This window comes from Providencia sp. UF-224 (assembly GCF_058245955.1).
In genome coordinates this window covers 49,314-61,809 of sequence record NZ_JBSICC010000013.1, presented here as the reverse complement: position 1 = coordinate 61,809, position 12,496 = coordinate 49,314, and the positions used below count along the sequence as shown (strand labels likewise).

The following is a 12,496-nucleotide window of genomic DNA, read 5'->3' as shown; positions in this document are numbered from 1 at the left end:
TTATGTTTATTGCCGCTTTAATTTTTATTTTAACGATCACCTTTGTTATTTGGCAGCCTAAAGGACTGGGTATTGGCTGGAGTGCAACGGCAGGGGCAGTTTTAGCCCTTATTTTTGGTGTCATTAGCTTTCAAGATATTCCTATAGTTTGGAACATTGTGTGGAATGCCACGGCGACATTTGTTGCCGTCATTATCATTAGCCTACTTTTAGATGAAAGTGGCTTTTTTGAATGGGCAGCATTACATGTTGCCAAGTGGGGCGGGGGTAAAGGAAAGCTATTATTCAGTTATATCGTGTTACTTGGTGCAACTGTTGCCGCCTTATTTGCCAACGATGGTGCGGCATTGATATTAACGCCCATTGTGATTGCGATGCTATTGGCACTTGGTTTCAACAAAGGCACGACATTAGCATTTGTCATGGCTGCTGGGTTCATTGCAGATACGGCAAGTTTGCCGCTGATCGTTTCGAACCTCGTGAATATCGTTTCTGCGGACTTCTTTAATATTGGATTTACTGAATATGCATCGATTATGGTGCCTGTGGATATTGCAGCAATTGTTGCAACACTCGTGATGCTGCATTGGTTTTTCCGTAAAGATATTCCTAAACAATATGATGTCACCAAACTGAGTGAACCAACTTTAGCCATTAGGGACATAACAACGTTTAAAGCAGGTTGGCTGGTATTGGTACTGCTACTAATTGGTTTCTTTGTCTTAGAACCATTAGGTATTCCAGTGAGTGCAATTGCGGCTATTGGCGCCTTAATTCTTTGGGTGATTGCAGCCAGAGGCCATACGATTAATACCAAAAAAGTGTTACGTGGTGCACCGTGGCAAATCGTCATTTTTTCTTTAGGTATGTACTTGGTTGTTTATGGTTTAAGAAATGCTGGGCTGACTGACTATTTGTCTGAAACGCTCAATTACCTTGCGGATAAAGGGTTATGGGTTGCAACAATTGGTACGGGATTTATAACTGCATTTTTATCCTCAATAATGAATAACATGCCAACGGTATTAATTGGTGCCCTGTCCATTGAAGGAAGTGAAGCATCAGGGTTAATTCAGCAAGCAATGGTTTATGCGAATGTGATTGGTGCCGATTTGGGTCCAAAAATCACACCAATAGGTAGTTTGGCTACATTGCTGTGGCTGCATGTTTTATCGCAAAAAAACATGACCATTACATGGGGATATTATTTCAAAACCGGGATTATCATGACTATCCCTGTGCTCATTGTCACACTCGTTGCTTTAGTACTTCGACTTTCACTGTTAAATTAAAGGTAACCCCATGAATGAGATCACTATCTACCATAACCCCAATTGTGGCACTTCGCGTAATACCCTTGCCATGATCCGCAATAGTGGTGTTGAGCCAACGATTATTTATTACCTAGAAACACCTCCGACTAAGGATGTGCTAGTGCAACTTATCGCCGATATGAAAATCACAGTCAGCGAATTACTCCGCAAAAATGTTGAGCCCTATGAGCAATTAAATTTAGAAAATAACCTTTATTCCGATGAGCAATTGATCGATTTTATGTTGCAGTACCCAATACTGATCAATAGGCCGATTGTTGTCACGCCGCTAGGCGTAAAGTTGTGTCGGCCATCAGAGGTCGTATTAGATATATTGCCTAATCAGCAACAAAGTGAATTTATCAAGGAAGATGGCCAAATAGTGATTGGTAGTACACGATGTAAAAATGCAAATGAAAAGGCCAGTTAGTACAAACCCTAAGAAAGTGAATGGGATTGAGTGTTGTTGGCAACTTCAACACTCTGTATGTGTTTATGCTGTTAACTAAATAAAATATGTTGTTGTGAATAATACATAATCATTCATTATTATCTCCAGCCCCCGGTTCTCCATCTGCTTGCCAATGATCCTCTCCACCAGCTGGTAACTATTCTTGATATAGGGATGAAGCATTCCGTGAGCGACAGTAAGTTTGGTAAGTCCATTCAGTCAGAGTTGGTAAAGGCGTAGCAATGTCTCATGAAGAGCATGATACTTTCTCATTGTTGAGTTTTAAGTGTGACTTAAATGTTGGTGTTACTAACGCAGAATAGGGGAGTGATGTGATGGTTAGACTCTGGATTCGGCAATACGTGCTTGTAACCAATTTTCAACTTCGCTCTTTAACCAACGAGAACTACGCCCCAGTTTTATCGGCTTTGGAAACTCCCCATCTTGGATCAATTTATAAAACCATTTATCTGTTAGTCCGGTTAAACTAGTTATAAATTTCATATCAACGCATTGGTCATCTAATAAAGGGATCGCTTGAGTGCTCATTATTGAACTCCTGTCTTTAAAGTTAAAAGGCAGAAGGGATATCGATAAGTATTTAGGGATATCTCTCTTCCAAAAGATATCCCCCTCATGTTTTTTATTGGTAGATTAACGGCTGCATCCAAAAGAACGCTCGCCATCACCATAATATTTTGTATGCTCTTTGGCTAAGTAACGACAGCGTTGGTTTAATTCGAATATCGTACTTTCATTGTTGGCATTATTGTTATCTAGCCAAGTAACTGCATTGTCCGGGATATGAACTAAATAACGCTCATCAGGATGGTTTACACCAATAGCACTACACCATGCTTGTTGTACTAATGCATAGAGCGTCCCTTTAGTTTTAATAAAATCACCTAGGTTCCAATAAACATCTTTATTTAATAGCAAAAGTACATGGTAGTGTTTTTTGTTTTTTATCTCACCAAACTCTCTGACCCATACATAAAACAAAGGGCATGAATGGTTACGCTTCCATATTTTATTTTTACGTTTTAGGTCAGCATTTATTTTTGCTTTTAACGATTCAAAAAATCGGGTGATGGCATTGGAGTCACTTAAGTGAAGTATATCCGATGAAGGAAAGCGCAAGTCCACTCGAATAGCAGTAACTCGATTATAGGTTAAGAGTGATTTACGGATGGTGTGGTTTATCTTTTGAATGTAATGCTCGTTGTGGGTGTTTCTAGACATGATTGATACCTTTGGTTGGTTTTATTTTCATATCTAGAATGGATGTTGTTAAAAATAAGAATTCATCACTTTAGAAAAATGATGAGCATATGAATTAGTGAGTCAGTGACAGGGTAATGATTAATGTTCTAGGTGTAGTTATGGGATAGGTTTTCTTTATTAAGATAATACTATACCAACACGGCAAGGCTCTTCTCTATCTCATCACCGATGACCGCGATAGAGCGCTTTTGAACAAAGGTGAACTGATGCTTTTTCAAGTAGATCAACTCTGATATTAATTTATCTAAAGATTATCCTTCATTCTAACTATAAATTTACTATTATAGTGATATTTAGCACGTAAATCCTGTTTCTCACATGATACAAGGTAACTATAAATGCTACGTAAAATACTACGTTAATTGCTAGGTAAGGATAAAATTTCATGATAAAAATTGACGATGATTACTTAGGTTACAGGCAGATATATGCAATAGAGTTTTATTTGTTAAAAAATAAAATTGTAATAGATCAAAACTTTAATATTGGTCATTTCACTGATAATAGAAAAGGAAAGTCTAATCGTGATCTGTTAGATGAAATAAAATTGTATATGTCAGAAAGAAATACTTTTTTAAAGTTTGAAAATTGTTTGTCTTGTTATAAAGAAAATTTAATTGAAATTGGAAAAATAAAATCTTTAAAGAGTGAGCGAATTTTACTTATAGTAATGAACTATTTAATGATATTTTATAATGAAAAACTAAAAGAGAATGAAAATAATCACCAAATAATGACAATGAGTAGTTATTCTCCATTTGACCTTGATGAGATGATAGGGAGCGATTCTTTATTGAAATATGTAATTTGTTTTATTGACTATATTTGTATTATGGTGAGCAAAAGCAATTTTGAATTTTTGTTTTTGGATTTTTTAAATAAAAGTATGTCATATGTTGATAAATATAAAGATGTATTTTCATTTATTAAAAAAACCGATGATTCATTAGATTGGTTGATTAAGAGAATGGTGAAAGAAGATGTGGAGGTTTCTCGCGATATAGCTCTTTTGATAAGGAATGAAAAATGGAAGGTAATTAACTCTTGCTTTGATTACTGGGCAATCACTTCAAATCCTAAATACGTGGATTATTTTCTTTCCAGAACAAGAAAAGCATGGAGTCAAAAGAAATTCCGTGATGGCGTTAAAGGTAAAGAGGTATTGAATACCTATATATCTAAAGAGTCAAAGTTAAAATTAAAAAAAATAGCAAAGCATCATAATAAAAATATTAATGAAATTATTGAAGCTATGATTGATCAAATTGACTTACCAGAGGAACCATTAAAAAATTTAATGTTGACAGCTAAAAAGGAAAATTAAAAAAATTACAGATATATATTATTAACTTGAATAGCCACAATGATTTTTCAAGGATGTAATATGAACCTACAACCCGAATTAGGAAGGGTGATATCCGCCTTTCCTATTTCATTTAAAAATCTGTTTTTCAACCAACTTAACCACCTAATCAACTACTCCCCTACCATCGGTTTGATGGGCAAAACAGGAGCTGGAAAATCCAGTCTTATCAATGCCCTATTCCAGTCCCCATTATCGCCAGTGAGTAATGTCTCTGGCTGCACACGCCAAGCCCAGTACTTCAGTATGACGATGAGCAACCATACGTTCACCTTTATTGATTTACCAGGTGTGGGTGAAAGCCTTGAGCGTGATAAAGAGTACCACCAACTCTACCGTAACTTATTGCCAGAACTGGATTTAATCATTTGGGTACTCAAAGCCGATGACAGAGCATGGTCTTCCGATGAACAGTGCTATCGCTTTCTCACTGAGCAATGTGGTTATCAACCAAGTCGCTTTCTATTTGTGCTGAACCAAGCCGACAAAATAGAACCCTGCCGCCAGTGGAATGAACTGAGCCACCAGCCGTCCCCAGAGCAGGCGGCTAACTTAGAATTAAAGCAACAATCCGTGATAACAGAATTTAAGCCATATCATCCTGTGATGACGGTTTCTGCGGTCGAAAACTATCAACTCACTGAATTAGCAGAGCAATTAATACAGGCGTTACCGGCACAAGCCAGCAGCGGTGTGGCTAGGCAACTGAACAACACTTACCGGACGCAATCTGTAGAAACTTCAGCACGTAACGATTTTGGGCAATGCGTCAGTGATATCGTCGATACGCTGATAGACATCCTTCCCCTACCTGCCTTGATGAAAAGTACGATTGGTACAGTCAAAAACAGCATTGTATCCGTTGCTAAATCCCTGTGGAGCCTGTTCTTTTAGCTTATTAAATTAACGCAACATTGATGACATCTAGCGCCAGTCCTTAACGGGATTGGTGCTTTTTTATTTCTTTTTAATGGAGTATCAACGAATGAATCATTCAACCGAATCCGCTATCACAATGGAATTAGTCCCTGATGAACAACGCCTTGATTTTTGGTTCAACCATTTTGGTGCAGTAAAAGGTTGGGCCACATTTGAAGTGGTGATCTTCACCACGATGGGCCAATTCTGCGATGAGTATCATGGCGGTTACTGGGAGTATGCCACGCTCAATAATGGCGGGGCTTTTATCTACCTCGATATCAACGTGGACACTTTAACTCTATTCAACATGCACAACGGCAATGAAGCCACTGTGAGTCAAGAAGCGGCAGGGATTGTGGTGTGTCTGATCCTGTACAGCATTTGGTCATTCCAAACAGAAAGCGAAGTGATGTGTGACCGCTTTTATCAGCTGCGTGACTACGCTTCACAACATCCCGAATCCTCTGCAATTTTCCACTTAATTGATTAATCAGGAGTCTATCATGAGTTTATTAGCTTCGCGTTTTGGCTCTGCTAACAGTATTCGTCGTGACCGTCCACTCACCATTGAAGAATTATTTCGTACTGTGCCTAGCGTTTTCTCCGAAGATAAGCATGGGTCACGCAGTGAACGTTATACCTACATCCCAACCATCACCTTGTTAGACAGCCTACAAAAAGAAGGCTTTTACCCGTTCTTTGCCTGCCAGACTCGAGTGCGTGATGTCAGCCGTCGAGAGCACACCAAGCACATGTTGAGGCTGCGGCGACATGACCAAATTACGGGCGTACAAGTGCCTGAAATTATTTTGCTCAATAGCCATGACGGTTCGAGTAGCTACCAGATGTTGCCGGGACTCTTTAGAGCTGTATGCTCCAACGGTTTGGTGTGCGGTGATGTATTGGGGGAAGTGCGTGTACCCCATAAAGGGGATGTGGTGGACAAAGTGATTGAAGGAGCCTATGAAGTACTCGATACGTTTGAGCAGGTCGCTGAAAAACGCGAAAGTATGCAGTCGTTATTGTTACCCCAACCAGCCCAGCACGCCTTTGCTGAAGCGGCGTTGACCTACCGCTTTGGTGAGGAGTTCCAGCCCGTTACACGAGAGCAAATTCTACATCCTCGACGCTTTGAAGATAAAAAAGAAGACCTCTGGACGGTGTACCAACGTCTACAAGAAAACCTGATTAAAGGAGGATTATCTGGCCGCACTGCAAAAGGTAAACGTGCCCGAACTCGTTCGGTGAATGGAATTGATGGTGATATCAAACTCAATAAAGCCCTCTGGGTGATGGCAGATACCTTATTTAACCAACTCGCCCCTCGCCAACCCAACTAATTTTCCCGCCCTGACAGGTTGTGTCGCTACGCCTTGCTTTCTTATCGTTTAAATAAAAAGCATAACCTTATTTATCAATGAATTACTTATAGTTATTTTTCATTAAAATGCCTAATGAGAATTTTTCCCAACAGACATAACCTGTCAATCCCCTAAGTTAAACTCCCTCACTTCTTAATTTCCTAACGTCTGTTATTGAGAGCAATACGTTATGTTTCAGACCAACCGAAAATATGACCGCATGGCTGTGCGACTCTCTGCGCTGATTGCCCGCTTAATGGCGGGCGAAAGCCTTGTGCTCTCGCATTTAGCCCAAGAGTTCAATGTTTCTGAACGCACGTTACAACGGGATTTTCGTGAACGCTTGGCTTATCTGGGGGTAGAAGGTCGGCAAGGTTGTTATCGCTTGCCCTTGAATACGCTAAAAGCTTACCGAGACAAAGATATTCTGACCTTTGTGAAACAGATTGGAATGACACGATTGTTTCCGGGGCTAGACAGCCGCTTACTCGGGTTACTGTTAACCCAACAGCCCCATGCACCCTGTTTGATTTGGCACCACGCCCATAAGATTTCGGCTTTGCATGCCGACCATTTCTATCAATTGGTGTATGCCATTACCAGTAAGCAATCTATTAGCTTACTTACGCCTGAGCGTCGTTTTAATCCACTACAACCTTATCAACTGATTTACCGTGAAGGCCAGTGGTATTTAATGGCTGAATATCATCAGCAAGTGCATGTTTTGCTGTTAGAGGATATCCAACAAGTTCAGCCGCTCAATACCCCCTTCACACCGAAACACGCAGTGATGCAATTGTCACAACAAAACAGTTTTATCGCAGCCTTACCGCATTTTAGATTGATATCACAATTACTTACCTCTCTTCCCTCACACAAAGAAAGGAGCCTACCATGATGTTATTAACCCCACTAGCATCGCATCCCACACATTGCCCTCACTGTTCTTCTGAGCAAGACATCATTGCATGGGGTACGGGCTGGATGTGCCGCGATTGCGGTCACGAATGGATCATGCCTATTCAAAACCACCCTCACAACGTGAATTCATCATCACATAAGGAAGCTTAAAAATATGAACACCCTTTCACACTTACAACTGGGTTTAGAACGCATCGCTATCGTTATCAGTATCTTGTTATGCCTTTGGATCACTGGCGTATTGTTAACACATTTCCAACTTATCGCCCTTATCATGAACCCGTATGGGATCACATTGATGTACTTCGTTTTATATCTCTTGGCTTTGGTTATCCCACAACTCTTAGCGCAATTAGGTTTGTGGGTTTTGAGTGCCTTTAAAGGGATTGATTATAAAATCCATTTCAACCCCAAATTAATTGCCATTATCTCGTCCATCATTATCGGATTAGCCCTCTCTAGCCTACTGATTATCATGTCATCCGGTTGGCTATACGGTTTTACTGAAGGTATCGCCACCACGATATTGCTGATTGATTTGCTTATCGCCACGGGTATCGCCTTTTATCTTTATCGGCGAATTCGTTACTGGGTTTTAGTGCGACTAAACCGTCAGTCATCACATTAAACATGATCAGCAATTTTTGTTGTGAATGCCTTATTCACCAGATAACCACCGAATACGCCATATCAGGGAAAACCAAGCACCCATTAGACGGTGTTCATCAAGCGTCAATCTGACGTTTCTATTTATGTTGATAGGAATTTATAATGAAAAGATATGTAGTTGTAACTGTATTGGCTTCACTGTGGTTGATGGCATCACCCGCCTCTGCCACCAGCCAGCCCCCTAAAAATACCATTTGGGAATATAGAGGCGATGGCGGTAAAACCTTATGGCAAGTGTGTGGAAGCCAAAACAGCACCTGTAGGATTGTAGGCTCAACCAAGCATTATGTTGCTGTGCTGAATCATAAATCCGCGTCAGGTTGTGCATTTGGTGATTTTTATATCGTGGCAAGAACTGACGGAAACTGGCAACAACGCGATACGGGCACTTGTAGCCCTAACGCTTATGTTCAAAAAGGATACATTAATAACGGGCAATATTCGTCAGTTGATATTGGTGTCAACGGGACTATCGTTAAACGCTATCCGATAGGTTATTGGAACCAGCAAAAAGAATTATCAGGTAAAAAACGTCCACGTTGGAAAGAAAAAGACCGTACTAAAGGCGGATTGCAAACCAACCAGCAATAAATCTAGATGCTCGCTACCATCGCTTGCGGTAGCGAGGACGATACAAGATAACTAAAGGTAACGTAATGAATAAGATAAAGAGCATTTTTGCGATGAGTTTATTGGCGGTCAGTACATTTAGCTTGGCTGAAGAACAACAGCGTTATGCGAGCATCACACATACCAGCTCAAATTTTATTAACCAAGGTTACTGTGGTTATTCATTTACCCTCGATAATGGCGGTAACCATATGGTTCTAGACCATGCGGAGTTTGGTGCGCTTGAACTAACGCTGCGAATGAAAGATGGGCAAGGAAAAGTATTAGGGGATACGGTACTGGAAGTGGAACCTTTTGGCGATTCTAGCGCAACGCGTGCCACGTTTGCAGGATTGGAAATTCCGTGTGAAGATGTTGCTGAGTTTGAAGTGGTTAAAGCGGTGGAAGATCAAAATGGTCGTAAGGTTGAATTACCGCTATCGATCTTTGAGGCGAATAATCCTGAGTTGGCGAAGATGTCGATTTCAGGGAAGTAGAAAAGCTTAGGCATTATGATAGAAAAATAATTGTTGGTATATTTGTTGGTATAAAATTTATCGAACACGATATTTTCATTATAAAACAATGTTAATTTACTCGTGTTCGAATCCTGTAGGGTACCATTCTCAAGTATTTCAACGTCTACAACAGTCCATAAAACCCTTATAAAATCAAATATCACAAGAATTCCTAGTATTCCAAGGTCTAGTTACGTCTATTGAAATCTACAACTATGTGGGGGCAAAATTGGGGGCATTACCCCGTTCAATGAAAATCGGTGCCCCCAGATGAAGCTAACAGCCAGACAAGCAGACACTTCCAAGCCAAAAGAGAAAGCTTATAAACTTTCTGACGGTGGGGGCATGTATTTAGAAGTTGCTCCGAATGGTTCTAAGTATTGGCGTATGAAATATAGATATGCAGGTAAAGAGAAAAGGCTGGCTTTAGGTGTATATCCATCAATATCACTTGCACAAGCAAGGGCAAAAAGAGAAGAAGCCAAGCGCATATTAGCCTTAGGTGATGATCCATCGTTGGTAAAGAAAGCCGAAAAGCGAGAAAAAGAGTCTCAGGTCAATAATAGCTTTGAGAAAATTACACTTGAATGGCATGACTATAAAAAGCCGAATTGGTCGCAAGGCTACGCTGATGACTTATTAGAAGCCCTCCAGAAAGATATCTTCCCCTACATAGGTAAAGCTAGCATTACGGAAATTAAGCCGCTAGATATGCTAGAGGTGCTTAGAAAATTAAAAAAGCGTGGTGTGTTGGACAAGCTAAAGAAGATAAGACAGGCATGTAACCAAGTATTCCGTTATGCAATTGTGACAGGGCGTGCAGAGTATAACCCTGCATCAGAATTAGCAGGCGCACTGTCTACACCAAAAGCAAAACACTTCCCTCATTTAAACGTTAATGAATTACCTGATTTTTTACAGGCACTATCTGTATGTAGTGGAAGTAAGATCACTCAGATTGCGACCAAGCTATTGATGATAACAGGCGTTCGTACTATTGAACTAAGAGCCGCTGAATGGCCAGAAATAGATTTCGATAAGGCTATTTGGGAAATACCAAAAGAACGTATGAAAATGCGTCGACCTCACATGGTGCCATTATCTACACAGGCGTTAGAGTTATTCAAAGAAATACAAACCATAACAGGAAAGTTTAAATATATCTTTCATTTTGACTGCTCACTTTGCCTTTTTTAGTTATTTTCACCATCTATCTTAGTCGAGTTATATCGTAAATTAAAGCATTGTTTTAGTGTGTGATAATTCTGTATATTTATCGGGAATATAAAATTATTTTTGTTGATATATATTTTAAAAGGGTAATTTCAAAGGGAGTAAATTATGTTTAAATATATCAAAAAAAGACATAGAAAAACAAATGGTTGATTTTGTTTATTTCAATTTATATTTTCTATTTATGATGTAATAGATGTTTTCCATTGATTTCTTATGCGATAAAAAAATATAAATCCAACTAATCCTAAATAGATAAAAGGTTCAGGCGTGAGTGTTTTGAGTGACAATATGTAATGGCAAAGTACAAGTAAGAGGGTCGGGTAAAGTAGCATATGGACTCTTTTCCACCATATACCTAACCAATTACGAATACAGTTTAATGAACTGATAGCCATCAGAAATAAACATAGCCAAGCAATAGCGCCAATAACTAAATAAGCTCGCGAATAAATTTCTTCAAAAAATAGCCCCAAATTATTGATGCCGATTTCAAGTAACAGATAGCTGCTTAAATGTAGTGCTGCCCAGAAAAAACACCAGAGCCCAAGTGCTTTGCGCACTTGAAACAATGGGGCAAATCGTAATAACTGAGCAATAAGCGGGATGCACGCAGTCAGAATTAATAAACGTAATGCAGCGATCCCCGTAAAATGTTGTATATCTTTAGCTGGATCTGCGCCAAGTTGTTGAGTATTAATTAAAAAAAACAACCAAAGTAAAGGAAGCAGAGCAATAAGATGAATACTCCCCTTGGTTAACCATACTGTTAGTTTATTTTCTTGGGACATTAATAATATCTCCGCAAGTCCATACCTTGGTATAAGCTTGCCACTTGGTCGGCATATCCATTAAAGAGCAACGTGGGTTGTCGAGTTACTTGGCCTAAGCCGCCTGCACCAATAAAACGCTCAGTTGCTTGTGACCAGCGGGGGTGGTTTACGTGAGGATTCACATTGGCAAAAAAACCATATTCACTTGGTGCAGAAAGGTTCCATGTTGTTTCCGGCATGTGCTCAGTCAGGCGGATTTTCACGATAGACTTAATGCCTTTAAAGCCGTATTTCCAAGGAACGACTAGTCGGATAGGTGCGCCATTTTGGTTGGGTAAACTTTTTCCATATACGCCTGTGGCCAATAAAGTGAGTGGGTTCATTGCTTCATCTAAGCGTAATCCTTCAACATAGGGGTAGGTTAACCCGCCACCAATGTAACGACTTTTTTGCCCAGGCATCTGTTCGGGGGCGTAACGTGTTTCAAAGGCGACGTATTTAGCTTTACTTGTCGGTTCCACAAGCGCCAATAGCTTAGCGAGTGGGAAGCCAACCCATGGAATAACCATCGACCACGCTTCTACGCAGCGCATCCGATAAATACGTTCTTCTAAGGGAAACTTAGTGTTGATATCATCTAAATTGAGAGTCATTGGATGGCTAACTTCACCCTCAATCGTGACAGTCCATTCGTCAGTGACTAATGTATGAGCATTATCGGCGGGATCTGACTTACCGAGTCCAAACTCATAAAAGTTATTATACCCAGTCACTTTATCTTCCGGCGTCAGAACAAGCGATGATTGGTATTCCTCAGGTTGAATAAATGTCAGCGATTTTCTAGGCAGGGTTGGAATCGCGGGGGTATCGTCACCAAACCAAGAAAATAAACCTGCATTTGCTGTGGAAGCGAGGGTTATACCAGCCGCCCCGATACCCAAAGCTTTAAGAAGTTGCCTGCGTTTCATAAAAAAAATCGACTCATCTGTGATTTGAGACGTTGGAATCCTTGGTGATTTTTTCATTGTGCGCTCCAGAGTAATAAGGCTAATTAACTCTGTTATATCAAACGCGCAAAAA

Annotated in this window: 15 protein-coding genes and 1 pseudogene; 12 read left to right on the top strand and 4 right to left on the bottom strand. The window is 40.0% G+C overall.

Translation table 11 applies throughout. From position 1 onward, the window contains the following. The first annotated feature begins 2 nt into the window (after nucleotides 1–2). Together AC4IFO_RS13830 and arsC are read left to right on the top strand one after the other, a co-directional pair. Entirely contained in the window at nucleotides 3–1,292 is a 1,290-nt protein-coding gene (locus AC4IFO_RS13830) for an arsenic transporter (RefSeq protein WP_036406404.1), read from the top strand. A 10-nt stretch (nucleotides 1,293–1,302) separates the two neighbouring features. Further along, the gene (gene arsC / locus AC4IFO_RS13825) at nucleotides 1,303–1,743 is read left to right on the top strand and encodes a glutaredoxin-dependent arsenate reductase (protein WP_036406402.1); all 441 of its coding nucleotides are present in this window, start codon (nucleotides 1,303–1,305) and stop codon (nucleotides 1,741–1,743) included. A gap of 360 nt (nucleotides 1,744–2,103) precedes the next feature. Here the strand turns inward: arsC and AC4IFO_RS13820 are convergent, their stop codons facing one another. Both AC4IFO_RS13820 and AC4IFO_RS13815 read right to left on the bottom strand, forming a co-directional pair. Beyond that, nucleotides 2,104–2,313: a helix-turn-helix transcriptional regulator gene (locus AC4IFO_RS13820; protein WP_036406400.1), complete on the bottom strand. Its 210-nt coding sequence runs from the start codon at nucleotides 2,311–2,313 to the stop codon at nucleotides 2,104–2,106. A 105-nt stretch (nucleotides 2,314–2,418) separates the two neighbouring features. Further along, the gene (locus AC4IFO_RS13815) at nucleotides 2,419–3,006 is read right to left on the bottom strand and encodes an inovirus Gp2 family protein (RefSeq protein WP_036406398.1); all 588 of its coding nucleotides are present in this window, start codon (nucleotides 3,004–3,006) and stop codon (nucleotides 2,419–2,421) included. 427 nt (nucleotides 3,007–3,433) lie between these two features. Between AC4IFO_RS13815 and AC4IFO_RS13810 the strand changes: the two genes are divergently transcribed. The 10 genes and pseudogenes from AC4IFO_RS13810 to AC4IFO_RS13765 all read left to right on the top strand — a co-directional run. Continuing rightward, nucleotides 3,434–4,372, top strand: a complete 939-nt coding sequence (locus AC4IFO_RS13810) for a hypothetical protein (protein WP_196542566.1) — start codon at nucleotides 3,434–3,436, stop codon at nucleotides 4,370–4,372. 60 nt (nucleotides 4,373–4,432) lie between these two features. Continuing rightward, nucleotides 4,433–5,305: a GTPase family protein gene (locus AC4IFO_RS13805; protein WP_036406394.1), complete on the top strand. Its 873-nt coding sequence runs from the start codon at nucleotides 4,433–4,435 to the stop codon at nucleotides 5,303–5,305. Nucleotides 5,306–5,396: 91 nt separating this feature from the next. Continuing rightward, nucleotides 5,397–5,822: an antirestriction protein gene (locus AC4IFO_RS13800; RefSeq protein ID WP_036406595.1), complete on the top strand. Its 426-nt coding sequence runs from the start codon at nucleotides 5,397–5,399 to the stop codon at nucleotides 5,820–5,822. 13 nt (nucleotides 5,823–5,835) lie between these two features. Next, complete coding sequence (locus AC4IFO_RS13795) at nucleotides 5,836–6,672, top strand: DUF932 domain-containing protein (RefSeq protein ID WP_319863899.1); 837 nt, start codon at nucleotides 5,836–5,838, stop codon at nucleotides 6,670–6,672. Between the two features lie 211 nt (nucleotides 6,673–6,883). Then, a complete protein-coding gene (locus AC4IFO_RS13790) occupies nucleotides 6,884–7,591 on the top strand; it encodes a helix-turn-helix transcriptional regulator (RefSeq protein WP_036406389.1) in 708 nt (235 codons plus the stop codon). Further along, nucleotides 7,588–7,764 carry a hypothetical protein gene (locus AC4IFO_RS13785; RefSeq protein ID WP_430232445.1) on the top strand — a complete coding sequence of 59 codons (177 nt, stop codon included), beginning with the start codon at nucleotides 7,588–7,590 and terminating at the stop codon, nucleotides 7,762–7,764. Before AC4IFO_RS13790 ends, AC4IFO_RS13785 begins: the two co-directional genes overlap by 4 nt. Before the next feature lie 4 nt (nucleotides 7,765–7,768). Further along, nucleotides 7,769–8,242 carry a hypothetical protein gene (locus tag AC4IFO_RS13780; protein WP_036406386.1) on the top strand — a complete coding sequence of 158 codons (474 nt, stop codon included), beginning with the start codon at nucleotides 7,769–7,771 and terminating at the stop codon, nucleotides 8,240–8,242. Between the two features lie 143 nt (nucleotides 8,243–8,385). After that, nucleotides 8,386–8,874, top strand: a complete 489-nt coding sequence (locus AC4IFO_RS13775) for a hypothetical protein (RefSeq protein WP_072015077.1) — start codon at nucleotides 8,386–8,388, stop codon at nucleotides 8,872–8,874. Between the two features lie 65 nt (nucleotides 8,875–8,939). Further along, nucleotides 8,940–9,389: an IrmA family protein gene (locus AC4IFO_RS13770; RefSeq protein ID WP_036406383.1), complete on the top strand. Its 450-nt coding sequence runs from the start codon at nucleotides 8,940–8,942 to the stop codon at nucleotides 9,387–9,389. Nucleotides 9,390–9,680: 291 nt separating this feature from the next. Continuing rightward, a pseudogene (locus AC4IFO_RS13765) lies at nucleotides 9,681–10,577 on the top strand (tyrosine-type recombinase/integrase); the annotation flags it as partial. Nucleotides 10,578–10,825: 248 nt separating this feature from the next. Here the strand turns inward: AC4IFO_RS13765 and msrQ are convergent. Together msrQ and msrP are read right to left on the bottom strand one after the other, a co-directional pair. Next, a complete protein-coding gene (gene msrQ, locus AC4IFO_RS13760; protein WP_490735175.1) occupies nucleotides 10,826–11,434 on the bottom strand; it encodes a protein-methionine-sulfoxide reductase heme-binding subunit MsrQ in 609 nt (202 codons plus the stop codon). Beyond that, nucleotides 11,434–12,441 (bottom strand): protein-methionine-sulfoxide reductase catalytic subunit MsrP, encoded by a 1,008-nt coding sequence (gene msrP, locus AC4IFO_RS13755; RefSeq protein WP_490735173.1) that lies wholly within the window; start codon nucleotides 12,439–12,441, stop codon nucleotides 11,434–11,436. The genes msrQ and msrP overlap by 1 nt, the downstream gene beginning before the upstream one ends. Nucleotides 12,442–12,496: the final 55 nt, after the last annotated feature.

Bases quoted from the DNA above. Each gene is read 5' to 3' on its own strand.
- AC4IFO_RS13830 (WP_036406404.1), top strand. From the start codon at position 3: ATGTTTATTGCCGCTTTAATTTTTATTTTAACGATCACCTTTGTTATT.
- arsC (WP_036406402.1), top strand. From the start codon at position 1,303: ATGAATGAGATCACTATCTACCATAACCCCAATTGTGGCACTTCGCGT.
- AC4IFO_RS13820 (WP_036406400.1), bottom strand. From the start codon at position 2,313: ATGAGCACTCAAGCGATCCCTTTATTAGATGACCAATGCGTTGATATG.
- AC4IFO_RS13815 (WP_036406398.1), bottom strand. From the start codon at position 3,006: ATGTCTAGAAACACCCACAACGAGCATTACATTCAAAAGATAAACCAC.
- AC4IFO_RS13810 (WP_196542566.1), top strand. From the start codon at position 3,434: ATGATAAAAATTGACGATGATTACTTAGGTTACAGGCAGATATATGCA.
- AC4IFO_RS13805 (WP_036406394.1), top strand. From the start codon at position 4,433: ATGAACCTACAACCCGAATTAGGAAGGGTGATATCCGCCTTTCCTATT.
- AC4IFO_RS13800 (WP_036406595.1), top strand. From the start codon at position 5,397: ATGAATCATTCAACCGAATCCGCTATCACAATGGAATTAGTCCCTGAT.
- AC4IFO_RS13795 (WP_319863899.1), top strand. From the start codon at position 5,836: ATGAGTTTATTAGCTTCGCGTTTTGGCTCTGCTAACAGTATTCGTCGT.
- AC4IFO_RS13790 (WP_036406389.1), top strand. From the start codon at position 6,884: ATGTTTCAGACCAACCGAAAATATGACCGCATGGCTGTGCGACTCTCT.
- AC4IFO_RS13785 (WP_430232445.1), top strand. From the start codon at position 7,588: ATGATGTTATTAACCCCACTAGCATCGCATCCCACACATTGCCCTCAC.
- AC4IFO_RS13780 (WP_036406386.1), top strand. From the start codon at position 7,769: ATGAACACCCTTTCACACTTACAACTGGGTTTAGAACGCATCGCTATC.
- AC4IFO_RS13775 (WP_072015077.1), top strand. From the start codon at position 8,386: ATGAAAAGATATGTAGTTGTAACTGTATTGGCTTCACTGTGGTTGATG.
- AC4IFO_RS13770 (WP_036406383.1), top strand. From the start codon at position 8,940: ATGAATAAGATAAAGAGCATTTTTGCGATGAGTTTATTGGCGGTCAGT.
- msrQ (WP_490735175.1), bottom strand. From the start codon at position 11,434: ATGTCCCAAGAAAATAAACTAACAGTATGGTTAACCAAGGGGAGTATT.
- msrP (WP_490735173.1), bottom strand. From the start codon at position 12,441: ATGAAAAAATCACCAAGGATTCCAACGTCTCAAATCACAGATGAGTCG.